Below are 21,466 nucleotides of genomic sequence, written 5' to 3'. Positions count from 1 at the left end.
GATACTTAACGCTTTTTAACTACAAGGTTTCTTATATTCGTAAGGAAACTTACAACCAGATCAACCATGCAAAACAAATTGATACTCTTCCTTATTGGATTTACATGCCTATGTGGTTATAGCCAACAAAATGTAGAGCAGGACAAACCTATAAAGATTGAAAATGCGTTTGATGAAGAAGGGACGAAATGGTTCAAGAATACAGGCAATGGTACCATAAAGGGTATTGCAAAATTCACTTCAAAAAATGGTGAATTGCGTTTTGGAAAAGATTTCAGAATCGAATTAATGCCTAATTGTCGATATACCGAAGAAAGATTAATGCATATATATAACAATAAAGATTTTGGATATGTATATGTAGAAGATGGTGTTCCAAAATTTACACCAGATCCCAAAGCATATCACGACACCAAAAAAACAATGTGTAATCAAGAAGGAGAATTCGAGTTTAGCAATCTCCCACCAGGAAACTACTATGTAATTGCTTTTATGCTATGGGATGATACGGGAGGAGGAATTATGAGGAATGTAATACTAAATGAAGATGAATCTAAGGCTATTGAAATGATTAATAAGTAATATTTGTTATAAGAATTAATTTTAAAAACATACAAACATGAAATTAGGAGCATTTTCTATTAGCCTTAGTGTAAAAGACATAAAGGCATCCAAAGAATTTTATGAAACCTTTGGGTTTACCGTTTTTGCAGGTGATCCCGCAAACAATTATCTGATTATGAAAAACGAGGATTCTTTGATAGGTTTATTTCAAGGAATGTTTGAGAATAATATTCTTACTTTCAATCCGGGATGGAATACAAATGCAGAACAATTGGATACGTTTGATGATGTAAGAACCATTCAGGAAGAATTAAAATCAAAAGGGATTGAGTTGCAAAAGGAAGTAGATACTACCACTACGGGTCCGGGTAGTATAACGGTTTTTGATCCAGATGGCAATGCTATTCTTATTGATCAACATGTTTAATAATAGTAACATGAAAAAAATAATGCTCTCTTGCCTTTTGGTGGTTGTTATTGCTTGTTCACAAACAAAATCGGATCATAAGGATAAGGAATCTACAATAATTGATACGCTCAAGAATGATGAGGGGATAGATCATAGTAAAAATGATGTAACTGAAGAAAACAAGAATGCGTCAGAACTTGGCAAAATAGATCATTATATCTGCTATACAGAAGATGAACAATCTGATTTGGTGATTTGGATTAGTTTTGATGATCAGGGTAAAGCCAGGCAGGTAAAGTACAAAGGAATGACGACTGCAATTGACCTTACTTTTGTGAAGGAATCGGATAATTTAAACCCAGGAGGACCATATCCAGTGTATGCAAGGTATTATAACGAAATTTACGAAGGAAAGATAAACGGAGTATACAAGCTAACACATTCGGGTAATTGGGATTATGTGGAGTATACCAGAGGTAAAGATGCAAAGGTTTTCAATTTTACGATTGATCACAACGCTGATCCTTACGGAAGTTCGCCTTGTTTTTGAAATCAAACTATTCATAACCTAACAATGACATGAAACGAAACCAAATTATACAAGGAATAGGAGTATTAAGTTTCTTAGCCTTTATTAGTTCTGGATTTGCCCAAGAGAAGGAGGCTATAGTTCCTTTTAAAATAGAAGATCGGTTATTGTCTGGTATGGATATTCCAAAGCTGAAGTTAAAAGCGCATCCAGATCGTGAGTATTTCCAAAAAAGAATTTACCAGGGTAGTGAGTTGAGTGTTTTTATCCTTTCCAGTGAAACAGCAGTTAATGACATACCTAATTTCCCGATTGATGAATTTGTATATTTTTTGAATGGACGCGCCGATATCGAACCCAAAGACGATAAAGAGTTTTCTTTTTTTGCTGGAGATTACATTTTTGTGCCCAAAGGATTTTCGGGAAAATGGATAAATAATGGTGGGAATACTTACCATTTAGAGCTTTCGGTAATATCAAATACCCGTTCGGATAGTACAGCAATATCAAAAGCAAAAATTCCTTTCGTATTGAATAAAGATCGTATTTCCGGAATTCAGCTCACCCAATTAGGGTCGAAAAAATATAAGGATGTCCTGTACCATGGGGTAGAGTTAGAAGTAACTACAGAGTCTGAAATATCCTGTGAAATGGAAATTGTTGATCAGCCAAAAGAAGAGTTTATTCATGTACTCGCAGGAGTACTTACGATTACTCCGAAATCAGGAACCACTCAAACTTTTTATCGAGGAGATTTTTTTGTTCTCCCCAAAGGATTTACGGGACATTGGAAAAGTGAAGGACACGATCTTTGTAGAACATTACGGGTAAAACAAATTTGAAAGAAATAACAATAAGAGGTAGGGTGTTTTTTGATTGAGCTGTTCTTATAGCAAATCATAAAAGTAAAACAATGAAAATCCAATTTTTCTACCCAATTTTAGTGTTTTTGTTCATTTTTTTATCCTGTAGTGAGGATGATAATGCAACTCCCACCACGCCCAATCCAAGTACTTCTATTAATAAAATTATGCCGTTAGGTGCTTCCAGAGTTGCTGGAGCTCGACCAGAGTACGAAAGTTATCGATACGATTTATGGAAATTGCTGGTAGATGGAGCATATGATTTCGATTTTATAGGAACCGCAAAAGATGAGGCCTCTTATCCTGATTTTAAAGGCTTATCTTTTGATATAGATCACGAAGGGAGAGGAGGTATCAATTCTACAGAAATTCTTGCCGGACTTAATGGATGGATAAATGAAGCCGGAATCCCAGATATTGTGTTGTTTAGCTCACCCGGAGGTAATGATGGAATTGATAATTATACGCAGACTCTGGCAAATATCAATGCAATTATCGATGCTATCCAAACCGCAAATCAAAATGTAACCATTCTTATAGAATTACCAGCTCCACCTTTAACAAGCGAGCAAACTCAAGAGTTCCTGACTTTTTATAACCAAGCCCTACAAGATATTGCACGCATTGCAGCGCAGCGAACCACCGCCACTTCAAAAGTAATGACGGTTGATATGCAGGATGGTTTTAATGATTCGTTTCTGGCTGACGATGTACATTATAATGCCGCAGGTGCCACTTTTATAGCCAACAAATACTTTACGGTTTTAAAAGATATATTGAAATAGAGAATCAATAAAAGCACTGAAATTTCAATACAAAATAATGTTTGCGATTACTTAGTTCAATAAGAACTCTAGAGGGATGTGAATTCTGGATTTCCAACTCTTTTCGTTGTGGCCTGCACCTTCGAATTTTTTGGTGATCCAGTTTTTTTCTTGTGTATACCCCTTGTCAGCCATAATCTTGTCTACTTTGATTTGAAAAGGTTCGTATTGGGCATCTAATCCTTCAGTCCCAAAATCAAAATAAATCTTATGGGTTTCTGGATCAGGTAGAGAAGTAGCTAATGTACCGATAAAAGCATCTCCCAAAACAGGCACTGGCCAATGGGTAGAGACACACCCTGCTGCACCAAATACTTTTGGATATTTACAGATCGCATACAATGAAATCAGCCCACCCATAGATGATCCCATAACCGAAGTATCTTCAACTAGCGTAGATACATTATAGGTTTTGTCAATAAATGGTTTTAATTCTTCTACCAAAAATTGAAGATAATCGTCAGAATACAGTTGATCAAAACCGGTATTGTCTTTTAATCCTTTTTTGGCTTCAGGAGTGGCTGTAGCTTCAGCGGGAGCTTTTGGCATATATTCTACAAACCGCTTCGGACCATTGTTCCAGGCTGCTACAATGATGGTTTTTTTGATTTTACCATTTTCCAACAGGCTATCCAGAGTTTCATCTACTCCCCAATCGATCCCAGTATAGGAGGTCTCAGGATTAAAAACATTTTGTCCATCGTGCATGTACAGTACCCGGTACTTTTCGGTGCTATTTTCATCATATCCCTTTGGTAAATAGACTTCAACATTACGAGCATCTACGAATTTGGATTCAACGTTTTTGTGGATCACAACTTTGCTTTCTTTCAAAGCATTGGTTGGTTCTGAAGTAGCTACGGCTTGCGTCGAGGGAGTTTTAGTCTGGTTACATCCTATTAGGACAATGGTAACTAAAAAGGTGGTTAATCTTCTCATAATTTAAGTTTTTAGTGGTGTTGAATTGTTTTAGTTTCTAAAGATTTTGGTAGGAAATACAACAGGACTTTCGAATCCGTCTTTACTCACCGCGCTAACTCCAAAAAAGAAGTTATCGATGACAATTCCGTCTAATACAAAATTATCTACGTTTCCTACAAATCTGCTGTAATCCCAGGTAGGAGAAGTAGTATCTCGCCAATATATTTTATATCCTTTTATGTTGGGGTCATTACTCTTTTTCCATCGAAACTTTGCAGAAGGTTCTACGATACCTCCGATTCCTACCTCTGTTGGAGCAGGAGGTGCCCAGGCCATACTTGCCAGGTTGATTGCATTTACGGCAGTTAGTTTGGCTGTATATTCAAAATTAACATGTTCTACAACATCACCATATTTGATTCCATTTTCTTCTCTAATATCCTGATGTTGTTGTGTGTAATTTTCGTGAGCTTCCATGATTCGAATACCAGCAAAACCTGCATCATTAAAAGGTCTGTGGTGTCCTCCTCTTCCAAAACGATCTAATCGATATACCATCATAGGATTCATCTCAGGCATATAGGTCTTTACCGTTTTATGGATGTATCTTGCAAGCTGCCGGGAGATACCATCAACCTCGCCACCATAGAAACGTCTTGCTCTTCGTTGTTCCTCGGTTTCAGTAGGAGGTACGGGTTCAGAAAATATTCTAAACGTACGGTTGTCAATTACTCCGTCAACTCCTTTTATATTTCCAATCATATCATTATTCATCACACCGATGATTTCCCATTTTTTCTCAGCAGCATATCGCGCCAGGCCTTGTCCTCCAAACAAACCTTGTTCCTCTCCTGATAACCCTACATAGATGATACTGCTCTCGAATTTGTATTTAGAAAGTACCCGGGCTGCTTCTATTGCTCCTGCCATACCAGTAGCATTGTCGTTAGCTCCAGGGGCGTCATCGGTAAAATTATTGGGATCGGTAATTCTTGAATCGATATCACCGCTCATTACAATAAAACGGTTGGGATACTTAGTCCCTCTTTGGATCGCAACTACATTATACACCCAAACGTCCTTTACAATACGTTGGTTGGCTCCTTTTTTTACTAAGTCCTTTTGAAAGAATACCTCTAAACAATTATTGCAATTTTTAGAAATACGTTCGAACTCTCCTTTGATCCATCTTCTTGCCGCTCCAATACCTCGGGCATTAGAAACAGTATCGCTTAAGGTATGGCGCGTACCAAACCCTGCAAGCTTTTTGACATCGGTTCCAATTCTTTCTGCGGATACAGCATTGATAATATCATATATTTTTTGGTCGGTTTGAGCGACAAAAGTGGTAGTAAATAAAAGTAAGGCGGTGGTAAAAACTATTTTCATTTTCAATTTTTTGATCGCCTAATTTAAGTAAAAGCACTTGTGTAAGAAGCTTCATTAACAAATTTATAAGAGATCTGAAGATTTGGAATAAGATATGCGATTTTCTAAGGCTTATGTTACATATTTTACAAACTTATTAACACGAAAACGTTGTAGCTGAATTAGTAAGTGATACAATTCAATATTTCGATCTATCTTTCTGTAATGTTGGTGTTTTTGGGGGACAGAAATACTGGACTACCAACATAAATTCTTTGCATAATTATCTTTTGGGGAACATGAATTTTATAATCACAAAAAAGAGCGCTTTTGTATTGCTATTGGTATCATATGCTTTTTATGGTCAAAAAAATAGTGATAGTGCCCAATACTACAATTGGTTCGATAGTATGATTGGTAAAACACATACCGGACTTTTTAATGGAAGACAATATGTAGATACCGATGTAAATAAAATTTTTGAAGATAGGAATGCTTTTTTTCTGTCTGATAAAGTACAGTTAGCGACGATTACCTATAATAACCAGACCTATTATGAGGTGCCATTGAAATACAATTTAGAAAATGATCATGTATTGGTTTCCTTAAAATCAGGTACTTCTTCTTCGATAATTCAATTGATTGATGAGAAAATAGAGCATTTCTCTATTAAAGATTTCAATTTTAAGAGATTGGATACGATGTCTACTGATGGAAGTAAAATAAGAGGATTTTATCAAATCATAGTAAACGATGAGGTCTTTACGCTGTACAAGAAAAACAAAAGGAATAGAAAAGAGCGTATAGAAGATTTAGGGAAAACAAAGATTTATTATGAATTTGTAGATGATCACTCCTATGTCTTGTTCTATAAAGATTCTTATTGGGATGTTATTTCTAAAAGCAATATTCTGGATGTTTTTCCCGAAGAGAAAGGCATCGTCAAAAAATACTATACCGATCAAAGACAAGAACGAAAGTCGAATCCGGATCTCTTTATGAAAAACTTATTTGAATATATAGGCGATAACTTATCAACTAGTAACGATATATAGTATGAAAAATAGTTGGATCATACTCTTTTTTTTATGCGCTCAGATAGGTTGGTCTCAGGGAGAAGAAAAGAGGATTACCGTTACTTTTGAAAATGTGGATTTACAATCGGCCATATTGCAGTTAGAAGGGCTTTGTGATTGTACTTTTTTTTATCAGGAACCCTGGGTAGATCAATATCAGGGTGTAAGCGGTAGTTTTCAGAATGCTACGATGAAAGAAATATTAAAAAACCTTTTGGATACTACTTCTCTAAATTACTTTCTTCTGGAAGATAGGGTTATTTTAACCAATAATAATCGTATTTATGGATACTTGCCTAAAGGCTTTTTTGGAGCCCAGGAAATAGGGGATAGTACTGTTGCTAATACATCAAAAAAGATCAATTCTCCAATTTTTGAGAAGTCATATCGACAATCAAATCAACAAATCATTCCTACCGTCAAAATCGGGAAATCTTCAGAAATAACAAATCAGGAATCCTTTACCATATCTGGATATGTGACTAATACCAAAACAAAAAAACCATTGGTAAATGCTTTGATCATTCTTGAAGGTAGAAATACTGGAGTCAAAACAGATAATAATGGATATTACAATATAGAAGTTAAACGAGGAACTTATCTTTTTGAAGTGAATGACTTGGGAATGGAGAATTTCAAAAGGCGTTTGATTGTATACAATAATGGAACCCTGAATATCAAACTAGAAGAAAAAATTGAACAGCTCGAAGCTGTAATTCTACAGTCTGATGTGAATAATGCAGTAACCGATGTGGTGACCAAAACTGAAATTGATATCAAAGAATCCAAAAACATACCGCTGGCCCTGGGAGAACGAGATGTTTTAAAAGTTGCCGCTACCCTACCAGGAATAACCACAGCAGGAGAGGGTACAATAGGTTACAACGTACGAGGAGGTAAATCCGATCAAAATTTGATTTTGTTAGATGAGGCTGTAGTTTATAATCCTCAACATTTTTTCGGGATTTTTTCGGCCTTAAATCCTTTTGTGCTAGGAGAGGCAAATATTTACAAAAGTAGTATTCCGGCATCGTATGGGGGAAGGTTATCATCGGTTTTTGATCTACAGACCAAAGATGCTTCTACAGATAAATTCAGTTTGGAAGGAGCAATTGGACCTGTAACCGCAAATATCGCCCTCGAAACACCAATTGTAAAAGAGAAATCGGGCTTATTAATAGGAGGAAGAGCGGCATATGCGAATTGGATTTTGGATGCTTTGGATGAAGAATCGCTACAAGATAGTGAGGCTTCATTTTACGACGGAATTGCCAAGTACAATCATCAAATTTCAAAAAACGCTAAACTAGAAGCGATGGCTTATTGGAGTAGAGATGATTTTAGTATTACTTCAGATTCCTTGTATGTGTATGGAAACAAAGCTTTTTCTCTACGTTGGAATCAGAAATTTAATGATAAGAATAGTGGGGAAATAGCACTTTCAAGCAGTGAATATAGCTTTGATATTGAGTTTGATGGAGACTCAGATGATGATTTCGAATTGGGATATAGAATCAATGAAACCGCATTAAAACTACATTTTAGACACTTATATAGTGATCGATTGAAGTTTGACTATGGGGTGGCGAGCAAGCTGTATTCGGTAAACCCTGGAAGTATTGCACCCAAAGGTGTAGAATCCATTGTCGAACCATTAACCATAGAAAAAGAGAGGGCTTTGGAATCGGCTGTTTTTGTTGCTGCAGAAGTAGATCTTTTTGAAAAATTTACTTTGGATGCTGGACTAAGATACTCCATCTATAATGCCTTGGGAGCTGGAACGCAAAATGTATTTCAGGAGGGAGTTCCTAGAGAAGAAAGCAGTATTACAGAGACGCTCACTTTTGATGAAAATGAAGTAATAGAAACTTATTCAGCTCCAGAAGTAAGAGTGTCAGGAAGGTACTTGTTTACCGAAGACTTTTCGTTAAAAGCATCTTATAATTCGACCTATCAGTATATCCATACCTTATCCAATAATACAACGGTGTCTCCTATAGATACATGGAAACTCTCTGATTTAAATATCGAACCGCAAAGTTCACAGCAGTATGCGCTTGGCCTGTATAAAAATTTTGATGATAACACCTACGAAATGAGTCTAGAGGGGTTTTACAAAACCTCCAAAAATATACTGGATTTTAAGACGGGTGCAGAAATTCTACTGAACGAAAATATAGAAACCGAGGTGTTACAAGGAAAAGGAAAAGCTTATGGAGTTGAATTCCTGGTCAAAAAACAGAAAGGAAAACTTTATGGATGGCTGGGATATACGTATTCGAGATCTTTTATACAGTTGGATAGTCCTTTTGATGAGGAGCGGGTCAATAATGGAGATTTTTTCCCGTCCAACTTTGACAGACCGCACGATTTTAGTTTGGTGACCAACTATCGATTTACGAAACGATTTAGTTTGGCAACCAATTTTATCTATCAAACCGGTAGACCAGTGACTTTCCCCATTGGGACTTTTAGTTTTGATGGTGCAGAATTTACGGTGTTCAGTGATCGTAACAAGTTTAGAATTCCAGATTTTTTCCGATTGGATATTGGGTTGAATATAGAAGGGAATCATAAAAAGAATAAGCTGGCCCATGGATTTTGGACCATTTCGGTATATAATGTATTAGGACGTAACAATCCACTTTCTGTCTTTTTTGTTACTGAAGAAGGAGAAGTAAAAGCATTACAAAGCTCAGTCTTTTCAGTACCTGTTCCTTCTATTACATATAATTTCAAATTTTAAGGAGATGAAGATGCTAAACAATCATAATCATACGTATCATAAAGCGATCTTATATCTATTGAGTTGCTGTTTATTACTATCCAGTTGTGTTGAAGAATTTGATGTCGAGACCGAAGATTTTGAGAGTATTTTGGTGGTTAATGCTACAATTACAAATGAGTTAAAACGTCAAGAGGTACTTCTTACCAGAACTTTTAGATTTGAAGAGAACGGACCAGCGGCCGAACAAGGTGCTATTGTAAAAATCATAGAAGATGAAACTACCACGATTCCTTTTGATGAAATTTTTCCAGGCAGTTATGAGTCCATTATTCCTTTTACCGTTGTTCCCAACAAGAACTATCAACTTTCTATAGAGACTGTAGAAGGTCGGGTTTACCTGTCTAAAATTGTGCAATTGCCTCCGGTTACTTCTAATATCGAACGGGTGTTTCCAATGCGAATGACAAATAACGATGGAGTAGAGGGAGTGGGACTTTTTGTGGATAGTTTTGATGAAACCGGAAGCTCTAAGTTTTACCGATATCAGTTTGAAGAAACTTATAAAATTGTGGCTCGTTTTTGGGTTCCGGTGGATTTAACACCTTCGTTAGAGTTTGTAGAACGATCAGAAAATCAAAGAATATGTTTTAATAATCGAGTTTCAGAAGATATTTTGATTACTGACACCAATACATTGAATGAAGATCGGGTGAGTGGATTTTTCTTACGTTTTATCCAGGCAGAAGATATACGCGTGTCAGAGCGATACAGCATTTTAGTACGACAATTCGTGCAATCGCAGGAAGCTAATGGGTTTTATCAAACCCTTTCCAATTTCTCTCAATCTGAAAGTTTGTTTTCGCAAGTACAACCTGGTTTTATTAGTGGAAACATTACCTCTCAGACCAACCCCAACGAAAGAGTTCTTGGTTTTTTTAATGTGGCTTCGGTAAAGGAGGAACGTATATTTTTTGATAGAGAAGAATTCTTAAATGATTTGCCTAGATTTTCTCCTGGATGTGATAGAATAATACCCAGGCCCAATACAGGCGAAACTCCAGAATCTTTTGATCGAAGATTAAGAGAATTGATTCGAACCGGCAGTATCAAATTCTTGGAAGAAATTAGAGGAAATGAACCAGGGAGTGGTGTTTTGGTTTTTGTACCCAGGCCATGTGGGGATTGTACTGTTTTTGGAAGTAGTGCAGTGCCTGATTTTTGGGTAGATTAAATAGTGATTTATGCAAAAAAAAGTAAAATATAGAACTGTGCTAAAAACATACGTTGTACTTAGTGTTTTTCTGTTTAGCAGTTTGGTAGGGTATAGTCAAAGATTAACTGAGCTAAGAACCAATCAAGAAGTACTTCAATATAGTCAAATCCCACAAGAACGAATTTTTGTGCATTACAACAGTACCCTACTGTTTTGTGGAGAATATTTGTACTATAGTTTGTACTGTATTAACAACCAAAACAGACAACTAAGTGATATCAGTAAAATAGCCTATGTAAAGTTGGTCAATCAAAACAAGGAAACGGTGCTTCAACAAAAGGTAATGTTGCATTCTGGATTGGCACAAGGAGACTTCTTTATACCGGTAGATCTTCCTTCGGGAAACTACAAACTTTTGGCATATACGCAATGGATGCTCAATGCCGAGGAAGTTCCATTTTTTCAAGGGGATGTGAGTATCCTTAATCCTTATCAAGGAAATCAAGATAATGTATTGGCCAATGATTTAAAACAATCTTCTGAGTTAAATAATCAAGAAGAGCATATTGTAATTCCTAAAGAAAATATAAAAGATGTGATGACTGTTTTTCTGGATAAGGAAAAGTATGCCACAAGAAGAAAAGTGAAACTTGCTATAGAAAATACATTGGATACACCTATTTCGTATTCGTTGTCTGTGAGAAAAGTTAATACAATTCACGCTGTTACTCCTATAAAAACAATTGATTTTGATGAATTAGATCCAAACCAACTTCGGAGTAAACAGAAAAGTGCTGGAGAATCCTTGTTTTTGCCGGAAATGAGAGGTGAACTGATCTATGGTAAAATAGTATCGAGAGACTCATTGTATAAGTTGTCAAATGTACCAGTTGCACTTTCTACGGTAGACGGAGAAAATCATATTAGTATCGTTGCTACAGACCCAAATGGTAATTTTGTTTTTAATATACCACACAACCAACAGGGAGCAGGAATATCTTTTGTTCAGGTTTTGGATACACAAAAGGAAAAGTACAGCATTATTCTTGATGAGATTCCTTCTCCAAATCCGCAATCTTTTAATATGCATAAGCTAACAATTACTCCTGCTATGCGTAAAGAAATTTTACAAAGAAGTATTTACAATCAGGTTGATAATAGCTTTTACAATATAAAACCGGATACTATTAGTGAAGTCAAAAAAGAAAAACCATTTTATGGGCAACTTTATGAGAATTACAACTTAAATGATTACACGCGATTCGCTACGGTAAAAGAAACATTAGTAGAGATTGTAGATAAAGTTTGGACCAGGAGAAGCGGTACCAAAGGAGAAGTCTTTGCTATACAAGGAAACTATGCAATTAAAAAGGATGATAATTTTTTACCCCTAGTACTGGTAGATGGGATTTTGGTACAAGAGCAAGAAGAGGTATTAAATTATGATGCCAGAAAGGTTAAAAGTATAGGTTTTTTGCCGGATCGGTATTATTTGGGAGCTGAAGTATATGATGGGTTAATAAGCATCAAAACCTTAGATGGGAATTATTTTGATGAATTCAATAAAAGTTACATCAAACAAATTACTACCCATAGGCCAGCCAGAGAAAAACAATACTATAAGCAAAATTATACTACTACAAAGTATGACCGCATCCCAGATTATCGGTATCAATTATGCTGGGAACCCAAAATACAGATAGATCCTGATCGTAAAAATGAGCTTCATTTTTTTACTTCCGATGTGGTAGGGACCTATGAAATTGCTTTAGAAGGGTTTACTCTCAATGGAACACCCATTTCTGTAAGAAAGCTATTTACTGTAGAATAGTATTCCTGGTTTGTTGTATCCAGTGCTATCTAATAAAAGTAACTTTTGAAATTTTACCATTACTAACTTCGTAAATTGCTATCACACTAAATTGAGAGCCGTTAACCGTTACCAATTCTTCATCGATCACTTTATTACCAAAGACAATACGATTCTTGATTTCGCAATGCAAATTGGGAGTGTTTTTGAAGAAACCAGCATACGAAGTTCTCATTTTATCAAGTCCTTCATACTGGAGTTGTTCTGGAAAATCATACACTTTTACGTTTTTGCTGTATGCAGCCAAAAATTCTTCAATATCTCTTTTATTATAAGCATCAAGTTGTTTTTGAACAATATGTTCTGGAGAAGCATCCGAAACCAGAGCCAGCATTGTAGAGGTAGCGTTAGTGGTAATTCGGGTAATATTTCCTATTTCTTTATCTGTAAAGGAGTGGAATATATTCCAAAATTGGTCTTCTTTGGGTTTGAATTTAAAAATGGAGTTGCCTTTTCCCATAATAATAGTACCATCCGCCAACCAACACATGTCTTCTACATTTGGGAAAGTATTTGTAATTTTTTTCGTAACTCCAGTAAGCGGATCAAGACTTTTAATTTCCCAATTTTCATTCTCTTTGCTGATATAACTTATCAAATTAGAATTAGGAATTTTATGTAATGACCTTCCTGTTTTTTTCTGAATAGTTTTGTTGGTGTTGTCTTTTAGGTTAGACACAACAAGAGACAAGCCGCCATCTTCCAGTACTGAAGAAACCACAATATTTTCATCATACCAGGTATGATATCCTATTTTTAAATCTTCAAAAAGCGCTTTGGATTTCCCGGTTTTATAATCGTAGGCATACAAAAGTTGTTTCCCATCTTTATCCAATCTAATTGATGAAATTTTGTTCGCATCAGGAATTTTGGTAGGAGAATATTCACTACCCTCAGGAGTTGAGTTTACCCAACGGATAGTATTTGTTTTTATAGTGTATGCGGCGATATCCGTCTGTCCATTTCTTGTACCTGCAAAAAGAAGTGTATTCTCATCAAAAAAAGAAGGTTGATTGTCGTATCCTTCATTATTAGATACGTTTCTTTGATTGTTTAGGACAAAGGAATTACCTTCTTTTTGTAGGTCAAATAGAAAAACTTCAGTATTGGTTTGAGACCACACAGTGATAGCGATAAGCTGAATTGCAAGAAAGACGATACGTTTCATAAAAAATATTTGCTTTCTAAAATACATGGAAAAAAAGGGCTTTTTCCTAAGGAATTGTTAATAATGAATGCCTATTTGCGCATGGCATATAATCCAAACAAAGGTCCAAATCCAAGGAATAAATAGATCAATCGATCGTCAAAAACTTCAACCAACGCAGATAATAGCTGAATACTTATAATGGTCACGGCAAAACCAATGGAGTTGGTGATCGTTAGGGCAGTACCTCTTAATTCTGGAGGAGAGGTCGCTGCCACCATGGTAGAAAATTGTGGTGAATCTGATATGACCACCATTCCCCAAATACATAATGCGGAGATAAATAGTTGAGGAGATAGCTTAAATAGTAGGGGGGAGAGTATACAAAATATCCCGGAAACGAGTAAAGAATTGTACGCTACTTTTCTGCTTCCCGTTCGTAGGGAGATTAATCCTCCTAATACACAAGAAACAGCTCCTATCCCTATAATAATAAAAGACCAAAAGGATATAGGTAACTCGATAGCATTGTATCTTGCATATGTTTTTAAAATTACCGGCACGAATCCCCAAAAGGCATAAAGCTCCCACATATGTCCAAAATAACCAAAAGCTGCTTTTCTGAAATTTTGGATGCTAAAAAGTTGTGTTACTACACCAAGTTGCAATTTACTCACAGGTCTTCGATATGGACCATCGGGTACAAGTCCCCAAATGCTAATGCCTCCAATACTAGCCAAAATGGAAGTACTGATAATTACTGCTTTGTAATCACTACTCCAAGAGAATTCGTTGATGAAATGGGGGAAAGAAGTACCTAGAACCAAGGCGCCAACCAAGTATCCCAAAGCTCTTCCTAATCCACCTTTGTAATAATCTGAAGCGATCTTCATACCGATAGGGTAAATCCCTGCAAGAAAAAAACCGGTTCCAAAGCGTGCAGTGAGCAAGTTGAAAATACTAATGTTGGGAATTAATAATGACAAATTGCATATCGCTCCCAAAAAAGCACAAATCATAAATATTCTGGAAGGAGAATAGCGATCGGCTAGAGTTAACAAAGCAAAGGTGAGGGTTCCAACGATAAATCCAAACTGAACAAAAGATAATAAGTATCCCAGTAAATTAAATTCAACATTAAACTGTGTTGCTAAATCATCGATAACGGCATTTCCTGCAAACCAAAGGGAGGTGCAAAAAAATTGTGACAAAATAATTACAGGAAGTATATAAAACTTTGGTTTCAGAGGACTAGATATTTATTACTAAATATATGTATTTAAAATCGGTTTCTAGATTTTTTACTTCATAAATATCTTTTAAAACTTAGGATTTCTACTCTTGAAGCACTATGGTTCCAAAGATATCAGCATTGATCCAACCTTGGTTTTTATCTTCCCCAGGAACAAAAACAGAACCCATAAAATTTTCGCGTTCTTTACTGGTATCATTGTCATTATAGGCAATGGCGAAACCTATTTTCTGATCTTTTTGTAACACTTTGGCATCATTGGTTTTTCCTTCTTCATAAGTGTCGTTATGAACGATTACTTCAAACTCCCAAACAGAAACATTGTCTGTAGTCGTTCTTTTAGAAATCACATGGTTGTTGTAGAGGATGGGTTCTTTTTTCGAATCCAAATCCACCACGTTTCCGTCTAAAGCTACGTGATAAGCAAAGGCATTGTTGTTAAATTGGTGTTCTCCTCCAGAGTTATCAGCATCGATAAAAATTTCGACGCAGTCATCGTCCCACCATTGTGTTAGGGGATCCTTGTATTGATCAATTAATATATCGTCTTTAACTTCTACAAGAATATATAAGGCTTCTGGAGTCCAGGCAATTTTATATCTGCCAAAAAAATCATCTACTGTAGGATATTTACCAATCCAGGCCTGATCCATAGGTAACCATTTTAAATCGTTCCATATAGGGTCATTCATTTGTCCATCAATTTCGGGTACGATGACTGCTTTTTTGACTTCAATGATTTGGTGATCCTTTTTTTCTGGTTTAGCCAATGTCTGTGCTACTGCTACCGAGGAGACAGAGCTATCTGAGTCTTGTTTTTGGGCTTTGGCACACGAATAAAGAAAGATAAAAGTAAAGGCTGATAAAATAAGTAATCGGTTCATATATCTATTGCTAATAAAAGTTTATTCTAAAAATTAATAAGCGACTGTATCTTATATAAGACACAATCGCTTATTAGTATAACAAAAAAAATGTTAAAATTGAATAAACTTAGCGAATTATTGTTTTACGACCCGTATTGGTTCCGAAAGTCTTTCTCCATTTAATTTTACGGTATAGAACTGCATTCCTTCTCCTATTTGAGAGCTTTCTAAGGGAATGTTTTGTGCTCCTGCCAGTGTTTTTTGACTATAAATAGTTCTGGTTTGACCTAGAATATTTGAGGCCGTAATTTCCAAAATACCATCAGTAATCGTATGTACCGAAATGGTAGCATTACTTGTTACAGGATTTGGCCAGATGGTTACTGTATTTTTGGCTAGTAACCCATTGTCATCATCAATAGCAGTTGTTAGATTAGCTGCTCTATTTGGACATCCGGTTGTACAATTTGCCGTCCAGGTTCCTGTTCTTTTCCCACTACTACTACCAGTTACTCTAAACCATCCGTTAGTACCTCTTGTTAAGTCTACAGTTTGTTGTCCGTTACCATTATTGAAAACAACACCAATATTATTCGTAGAAACTCCATTCGGAATAGTAAAAGTGCTACGACTCCATGATGTACCGCTGAGATTATCCATGGATTGTCCCGGCCATCCAGGAGTTCCTGATAGGGTTTGGTTGGTAGCATTGTTATACAGATAGATGTTAGCAGTATTGCCCCATCCACCTCCGGGTCTTAAGAAATTAAGGGTTACCTGATTTGAAGGTGTTGATCCGCCGCTACAACCACTTGGGCAGGTGTCTGTCCATGTCCCATTGGTATACCATCCGGTTGTACTTCTTGAGAGATCGTCGGTTTGGTTGCTTCCACCATCATTAAAAATTACACGAATATTAGCTGCAGCTGTTCCCGATTGTGGAGATAAAGTGTATGCATACCACTGCGTTCCTGAGATATTACTCATAGATTGACCTGGCCATCCTGCAGTTCCTGGTAGAGTAGCATTTGCTGATGCATCAAAGAAGTATACATTAACGTTGTTACTCCATCCGCTTGGTTTTTGGAAATTCACGGTAAATGGATCTACCGTTGTGGTTCCACCTCCGGTATTACTTCCTCCTTGTGTCCAAACAGCGTAATCGTTACCTGAAGTTCTTAACGTCCATCCGCTGCCATTAGGAGACCAGTTCCCACTACCTAATTTCATTGCGATTGTACCATTTCTACCATCGATATAAGCAGCATAGAGATCATTTCTAGCTTCAGCAATACTAATATTAGATCCAGCAAATACTCTTACATCTTTTCTGATTGCAATCAAATCTTTGATCGCATCACGAACTCCTGTTCCTGCATTGAAGAAATGTGTCCAAAATACCATTGGATTCCCTGGGTGAGTAAGAATGTAAGCATATCCTTTTCTTAAGTTCGTTTCTCCACCTGGAAATACAAAATTAGATCCACAACACTGCTGAGCTTCTCCTGTGTCATGATTGTCTAAAAACGTAACTGATTTCGTTGGGTTGATACCAATCATCCCCGAAGGATTCCCTGAAAAATCACGTAAGTATGATAGGTTATTATCTCTGATTGCATTTTGCAAACTTACCTTGGTGTTAAAATCAAATGCAGACGAAGAACCTTGTGTCCAGTTTACAAAATTATTGGTTTGTACCCTGCTGCTTTCTAACAATTCACCAACCGCAAAATATGGATTCGTTGCATCGTTATATTCTTTGTTGTAAATAGGATTGTATCCATGTACAAAGTCGTATCTCCATCCATCAAAACCAAGATCGTTTCTCAAGAAATTCATCCATCTGATAATTTCCTGTCGTACCTCTGGGTTTTCGTGGTCCAAATCTCTTGCCGCTGCAAATCCACCATTAGATCCGTCAGCTTTTAGTGCATTCCCCGGAAAAAAGTCGTTGTTGATACTGAAATTAACCGGGAAGTTTACGAAATTTCTTCCTTCATCGTCTGCTGTGATATAAAACGTGGGCCATGCAGGATTTGTAAATGTAACCGCATCATTGGTACCCACTCTATGATTGATAACGATATCACTAATCACACGCATATCTAAAGCGTGATATTGATTGATTAAGTTACGTAGTTGTGCTTCGGTACCATAAGCACTGTCAAAGTTATACAGTTCTCTAGGTAAGTATCCTTGTGGAGCAGCAGAATTACTTGGTGGCGGCATCCAAATCAAATCGATGCCTGCATCTTTGATAGCGTTTCGATTTTGAGTTACAACGTTATACCAAGTCTGTCCGGCAGGTTGGTTTTGTACATTCCAGTCAAAAGCCTGGAACATAACATCTTCATCTTGGGCCTGAACTCCTACAAAGGGAATCCATAAAAGTAAGGTTACTAAAAGTGAGGTAAAAATTTTTCGTTTCATTTCTCAATTTTTTGAGTTAAGTTAAGTGTGATAAGTGTTTAAAATTTTAATAATACAAGCCAATAAGAATACATCATGGCTTTGTTGAATACATTAAATCTTAAGGAGTGGTTGTATTTGGATGTCGACTTGATTGAAATCTGAAAAACCTTGTAAATCAATGACTAACCGATCATGTTTTTCTGGTGTAATTATCTGTAATGTAGTTTACTCGTTAGGTTAGGAAGATCAAAACAGATAACTAAACAATCTAGAAGTACTTTAAATATCCTGAAGATGAGTTTTCAGAATTTGAAAAACTATAGCATTAATCAAAAAAAACTAGGCTTCTCTGATGTGTGATAAGTAGCTCAAATAAATTTCCAATTTTCGTAGTTGGAGAAATTAATTTCATAATTAATAAATTTTTGTTTGTAAAAGTGTCTCTTGTGTTAAATTTTCACTAAGTTATTACGAAATATTCAATTTCTTTGAGTCTTAACCGTACTACAACGTTTTCGTGTTGATAAATTGTTGATTTATTGAGTAATATCTTACAAAGTTATTACCCTTTTAACCTTTCGTCCATTATTTTAATGTTTTGGTAATATTTAGGTTTTCATTGTGTTTTTTCCACTTTCTATCTTTAGAACACTAACTTAAATTTTTTTATACAATGAAAAATCGATTTAGATTATTAGGTATTGCCTTGATTTGTTTGCTGTTAACAGCTTCTTGCGAGCAATCTGAAGAAAACCAAACTGCACAATCTGTAGGATTAGAAATTCAGGGAACAGATGTACTCAGTGGGCATAAACGAATGAATGGTCATGAAATTCGCTTTAAGGTGATCGCTAAAAGCGATGTGCTTTATGTAGCTACAATTAATATAGACCAACATGCTCTTACTGCCGTTATTGATTATGCTACAGAAAATATAGATCTGGATGGAAGCAAGGCAGTTTTAAGTAAAAGTCAAAAAGAAGCGTTTTTGGATTTGGGTCAAGAGTTATCCGAATATTTGTTTAAAGATGGTTCTGTGGATGATTTTACGCTGGCAGAGTTTACATTATTGAGATTGTTAGAATATTGGGCCAAATCACCTAACCATTATGCTTATGATAAGTTGAGTATCAAAAGTAATAGACTTAGTGGAATAAAAGGATCTAATGAAGGAATTACCTGTATTCGCAAAAATACTTATGTTACCGCGGTTTATGACGATGCAAGAGGAAGAGAATTCAGAGAGCGAAAATTAGTAAACGGTGATCGTTGTTTGGGGCGTTGCGGTTCTGGATGTCCTGGAATTTTTACTTTGGCTAGTGCATGGACAAAGGACTGTTTGGACCATGATCAGTGTGGTAGAGTATTAGGAGGAAGTACCAATCCATTTGATAGTAATTGTGGCGATGAGTATGGACAAGCTGCAGATGATTACCTTTTTGGAGTAATACGAGGATGTAGAGGTTAAACATAACTCATAAAAAAACCGCCTTTTACCCAATACTAAAAAGGCGGTTTCTTAAATCAAAATTAAACAACTCCCTAGTTTAAAGCCCTAGGGGGGCAATATGTATTATTAATTATCCAAGGTAATATCCGTTTTCTTCAGATATTTTGTTGGCAATTTTAGTTCTTAATTCAACAACGTTAGGTTGGTTTGCGTATTTAGTAAAACGCTTAAGACCCATTAACATCATTCTTTGCTCATCTCCTTCAGCAAAAGAAACGATAGCTTCTTTTCCTTTCTTGATAATGATGTCTACTGCATTATACAAGTATAATTGACTCATTGCAATTTGAGTATCCTGAGATTCTTCACCAAAACGTTTAGCGTTTTTCTCAGTACGTAGTATTGCAGATTCTGCCATGTAGATCTCGATCAAGATATCAGCAGCAGCCATTAATAACTGTTGGTGCTCTTCTAATTTTGGTCCGAATTTCTGAACAGCAGATCCAGCCACCATTAAGAATACTTTCTTCAACTTAGCAATGATTTCTTTTTCTTCAGAAAACAATACTGAGTAATCCGGAGTATCGAATGAAGGAATTCCTGTAAGCTCATCAGCAACTTTCATAGCTGGCCCTAAAAGATCTACATGACCTTTCATCGCCTTTTTTACTAGCATACCTACTGCCAACATTCTGTTGATCTCGTTGGTACCTTCATAGATACGAGAAATACGAGCATCTCTCCAAGCAGATTCCATTGGAGTATCAGCAGAGAATCCCATACCTCCAAAGATTTGGATACCTTCATCTGTACAACTTTGTACATCTTCAGAAACCGCTACTTTAAGAATAGAACACTCGATAGCATATTCCTCTACACCTTTAAGTTCAGCTTCCTGGTGAGTATTACCTTCAGCTTGACGAATAGCGATTCTATCTTCGATATTTTTTGCAGCTCTATAACTTGCAGACTCATCAGCATACGTGTTGGTAGCCATTTCAGCAAGCTTCGATTTTATAGCTCCAAAATTAACGATAGGCGTTTTAAACTGGATACGCTCGTTAGCATACTTTGTAGCCTCATTGATTACTCTACGTTGCGCGTCCAAACAAGCAGCTGCCAATTTGATACGACCAACATTTAAAGCATTCATTGCAATTTTGAAACCGTTACCTCTTTCAGATAACATGTTTTCTACTGGTACTTTGGTATCACTGAAGAATACCTGACGAGTAGAAGAGGAGTGGATTCCTAATTTTTTCTCTTCATCTCCTAAAGAAATTCCATTAGGATTTGCCGGATCATATTCTACGATAAAACCTGTAATGTTTTTGTCGTCTTCGATACGAGCAAAAACAATCATTAGGTTACAAAATCCTGCATTTGAGATCCACATTTTTTGACCAGAGATCGAATAGTGTTTTCCATCTTCAGAAAGAACAGCTTTGGTCTTTCCAGAGTTAGCATCAGATCCTGCTCCAGGCTCAGTCAAACAATATGCACCCATCCACTCACCAGTGGCTAATTTAGAAACGTATTTTTTCTTTTGTTCTTCATTTCCGTATAATGAGATTGGCATAGTACCGATACCAGTGTGCGCTCCAAACGCTGTACTGAATGATCCTGTTGCTCCAGAAATATAATCACATACAAGCATTGTAGAAACAAACCCCATTCCTAGTCCATCATAATCTTCAGGAACAGCAACACCCAAAAGACCAAGCTCACCAGCTTTTTTCATACATTGTTCTGTATAATCATAGTCTTTAGACTCAAATCTCTCCCAATGCGCCCATAATTCGCGATCAACAAACTCTCTTGCGCTATCACGCATCATTTTTTGCTCTTCAGAAAAATCTTCTGGAGTAAATACATCTTCACATTTTGTTTCTTTTACAAGGAATTGTCCACCTCGTAAAATATCTTTATTTATAGTTTCTGTACTCATCTTCTTCGTATTATATTTCTTCTTTT

Annotated in this window: 17 protein-coding genes; 10 read left to right on the top strand and 7 right to left on the bottom strand. The window is 36.3% G+C overall.

All coding sequences use genetic code 11. The features are described 5' to 3' along the window. Window positions 1-66: 66 nt before the first annotated feature. From BUE24_RS05005 to BUE24_RS04980, 5 genes are all read left to right on the top strand, one after another. Window positions 67-582: a hypothetical protein gene (locus tag BUE24_RS05005; protein WP_073314615.1), complete on the top strand. Its 516-nt coding sequence runs from the start codon at window positions 67-69 to the stop codon at window positions 580-582. Window positions 583-619: 37 nt separating this feature from the next. Then, the gene (locus tag BUE24_RS05000) at window positions 620-991 is read left to right on the top strand and encodes a VOC family protein (RefSeq protein WP_073314614.1); all 372 of its coding nucleotides are present in this window, start codon (window positions 620-622) and stop codon (window positions 989-991) included. Between the two features lie 10 nt (window positions 992-1,001). Continuing rightward, the gene (locus BUE24_RS04995; RefSeq protein WP_073314612.1) at window positions 1,002-1,523 is read left to right on the top strand and encodes a hypothetical protein; all 522 of its coding nucleotides are present in this window, start codon (window positions 1,002-1,004) and stop codon (window positions 1,521-1,523) included. 29 nt (window positions 1,524-1,552) lie between these two features. After that, window positions 1,553-2,344: a cupin domain-containing protein gene (locus BUE24_RS23595; RefSeq protein ID WP_084549410.1), complete on the top strand. Its 792-nt coding sequence runs from the start codon at window positions 1,553-1,555 to the stop codon at window positions 2,342-2,344. 71 nt (window positions 2,345-2,415) lie between these two features. Continuing rightward, entirely contained in the window at window positions 2,416-3,150 is a 735-nt protein-coding gene (locus BUE24_RS04980) for an SGNH/GDSL hydrolase family protein (protein WP_073314610.1), read from the top strand. A 51-nt stretch (window positions 3,151-3,201) separates the two neighbouring features. On the opposite strand, the gene BUE24_RS04975 is transcribed toward BUE24_RS04980, so the two are convergent. After that, window positions 3,202-4,128 (bottom strand): alpha/beta hydrolase, encoded by a 927-nt coding sequence (locus BUE24_RS04975; protein ID WP_073314608.1) that lies wholly within the window; start codon window positions 4,126-4,128, stop codon window positions 3,202-3,204. Window positions 4,129-4,158: 30 nt separating this feature from the next. After that, complete coding sequence (locus tag BUE24_RS04970; RefSeq protein WP_073314606.1) at window positions 4,159-5,499, bottom strand: M28 family metallopeptidase; 1,341 nt, start codon at window positions 5,497-5,499, stop codon at window positions 4,159-4,161. A 278-nt stretch (window positions 5,500-5,777) separates the two neighbouring features. Here BUE24_RS04970 and BUE24_RS04965 point away from each other — a divergent pair, with 278 nt between their 5' ends. Genes BUE24_RS04965 through BUE24_RS04950 form a run of 4 tightly spaced genes read left to right on the top strand, consistent with a single transcriptional unit; the run spans window position 5,778 to window position 12,326 of the window. Continuing rightward, a complete protein-coding gene (locus BUE24_RS04965; RefSeq protein WP_073314604.1) occupies window positions 5,778-6,533 on the top strand; it encodes a hypothetical protein in 756 nt (251 codons plus the stop codon). Window position 6,534: 1 nt separating this feature from the next. Next, window positions 6,535-9,300 (top strand): TonB-dependent receptor, encoded by a 2,766-nt coding sequence (locus BUE24_RS04960; protein ID WP_073314602.1) that lies wholly within the window; start codon window positions 6,535-6,537, stop codon window positions 9,298-9,300. A gap of 4 nt (window positions 9,301-9,304) precedes the next feature. Then, window positions 9,305-10,513 (top strand): DUF4249 domain-containing protein, encoded by a 1,209-nt coding sequence (locus tag BUE24_RS04955; protein WP_073314600.1) that lies wholly within the window; start codon window positions 9,305-9,307, stop codon window positions 10,511-10,513. A 10-nt stretch (window positions 10,514-10,523) separates the two neighbouring features. Next, window positions 10,524-12,326: a hypothetical protein gene (locus tag BUE24_RS04950; protein WP_073314598.1), complete on the top strand. Its 1,803-nt coding sequence runs from the start codon at window positions 10,524-10,526 to the stop codon at window positions 12,324-12,326. Window positions 12,327-12,351: 25 nt separating this feature from the next. On the opposite strand, the gene BUE24_RS23590 is transcribed toward BUE24_RS04950, so the two are convergent. The 4 genes from BUE24_RS23590 to BUE24_RS04930 all read right to left on the bottom strand — a co-directional run bounded on the left by BUE24_RS23590 (window position 12,352) and on the right by BUE24_RS04930 (window position 18,060). Further along, complete coding sequence (locus BUE24_RS23590) at window positions 12,352-13,533, bottom strand: nuclear transport factor 2 family protein (protein ID WP_084549439.1); 1,182 nt, start codon at window positions 13,531-13,533, stop codon at window positions 12,352-12,354. 71 nt (window positions 13,534-13,604) lie between these two features. Continuing rightward, entirely contained in the window at window positions 13,605-14,723 is a 1,119-nt protein-coding gene (locus tag BUE24_RS04940) for an MFS transporter (protein ID WP_244548122.1), read from the bottom strand. A 124-nt stretch (window positions 14,724-14,847) separates the two neighbouring features. Beyond that, window positions 14,848-15,648 (bottom strand): sugar-binding protein, encoded by an 801-nt coding sequence (locus BUE24_RS04935; protein ID WP_084549409.1) that lies wholly within the window; start codon window positions 15,646-15,648, stop codon window positions 14,848-14,850. A gap of 117 nt (window positions 15,649-15,765) precedes the next feature. Then, window positions 15,766-18,060, bottom strand: a complete 2,295-nt coding sequence (locus BUE24_RS04930; RefSeq protein WP_073314594.1) for a starch-binding protein — start codon at window positions 18,058-18,060, stop codon at window positions 15,766-15,768. A 655-nt stretch (window positions 18,061-18,715) separates the two neighbouring features. On the opposite strand from BUE24_RS04930, the gene BUE24_RS04925 reads away from it, so the two are divergent. After that, entirely contained in the window at window positions 18,716-19,510 is a 795-nt protein-coding gene (locus BUE24_RS04925; protein ID WP_073314592.1) for a DUF8213 domain-containing protein, read from the top strand. A gap of 112 nt (window positions 19,511-19,622) precedes the next feature. On the opposite strand, the gene BUE24_RS04920 is transcribed toward BUE24_RS04925, so the two are convergent. Beyond that, window positions 19,623-21,440 (bottom strand): acyl-CoA dehydrogenase family protein, encoded by a 1,818-nt coding sequence (locus BUE24_RS04920; protein WP_073314590.1) that lies wholly within the window; start codon window positions 21,438-21,440, stop codon window positions 19,623-19,625. Between the last annotated feature and the right edge of the window lie 26 nt (window positions 21,441-21,466).

Source organism: Aquimarina spongiae (assembly GCF_900141785.1).
GTDB lineage: Bacteria > Bacteroidota > Bacteroidia > Flavobacteriales > Flavobacteriaceae > Aquimarina > Aquimarina spongiae.
Note: the sequence above shows the minus strand (reverse complement) of the source record. Positions and strands in the feature narration are given on the sequence as shown.

Bases quoted from the DNA above. Each gene is read 5' to 3' on its own strand.
- BUE24_RS05005 (WP_073314615.1), top strand. From the start codon at position 67: ATGCAAAACAAATTGATACTCTTCCTTATTGGATTTACATGCCTATGT.
- BUE24_RS05000 (WP_073314614.1), top strand. From the start codon at position 620: ATGAAATTAGGAGCATTTTCTATTAGCCTTAGTGTAAAAGACATAAAG.
- BUE24_RS04995 (WP_073314612.1), top strand. From the start codon at position 1,002: ATGAAAAAAATAATGCTCTCTTGCCTTTTGGTGGTTGTTATTGCTTGT.
- BUE24_RS23595 (WP_084549410.1), top strand. From the start codon at position 1,553: ATGAAACGAAACCAAATTATACAAGGAATAGGAGTATTAAGTTTCTTA.
- BUE24_RS04980 (WP_073314610.1), top strand. From the start codon at position 2,416: ATGAAAATCCAATTTTTCTACCCAATTTTAGTGTTTTTGTTCATTTTT.
- BUE24_RS04975 (WP_073314608.1), bottom strand. From the start codon at position 4,128: ATGAGAAGATTAACCACCTTTTTAGTTACCATTGTCCTAATAGGATGT.
- BUE24_RS04970 (WP_073314606.1), bottom strand. From the start codon at position 5,499: ATGAAAATAGTTTTTACCACCGCCTTACTTTTATTTACTACCACTTTT.
- BUE24_RS04965 (WP_073314604.1), top strand. From the start codon at position 5,778: ATGAATTTTATAATCACAAAAAAGAGCGCTTTTGTATTGCTATTGGTA.
- BUE24_RS04960 (WP_073314602.1), top strand. From the start codon at position 6,535: ATGAAAAATAGTTGGATCATACTCTTTTTTTTATGCGCTCAGATAGGT.
- BUE24_RS04955 (WP_073314600.1), top strand. From the start codon at position 9,305: ATGAAGATGCTAAACAATCATAATCATACGTATCATAAAGCGATCTTA.
- BUE24_RS04950 (WP_073314598.1), top strand. From the start codon at position 10,524: ATGCAAAAAAAAGTAAAATATAGAACTGTGCTAAAAACATACGTTGTA.
- BUE24_RS23590 (WP_084549439.1), bottom strand. From the start codon at position 13,533: ATGAAACGTATCGTCTTTCTTGCAATTCAGCTTATCGCTATCACTGTG.
- BUE24_RS04935 (WP_084549409.1), bottom strand. From the start codon at position 15,648: ATGAACCGATTACTTATTTTATCAGCCTTTACTTTTATCTTTCTTTAT.
- BUE24_RS04930 (WP_073314594.1), bottom strand. From the start codon at position 18,060: ATGAAACGAAAAATTTTTACCTCACTTTTAGTAACCTTACTTTTATGG.
- BUE24_RS04925 (WP_073314592.1), top strand. From the start codon at position 18,716: ATGAAAAATCGATTTAGATTATTAGGTATTGCCTTGATTTGTTTGCTG.
- BUE24_RS04920 (WP_073314590.1), bottom strand. From the start codon at position 21,440: ATGAGTACAGAAACTATAAATAAAGATATTTTACGAGGTGGACAATTC.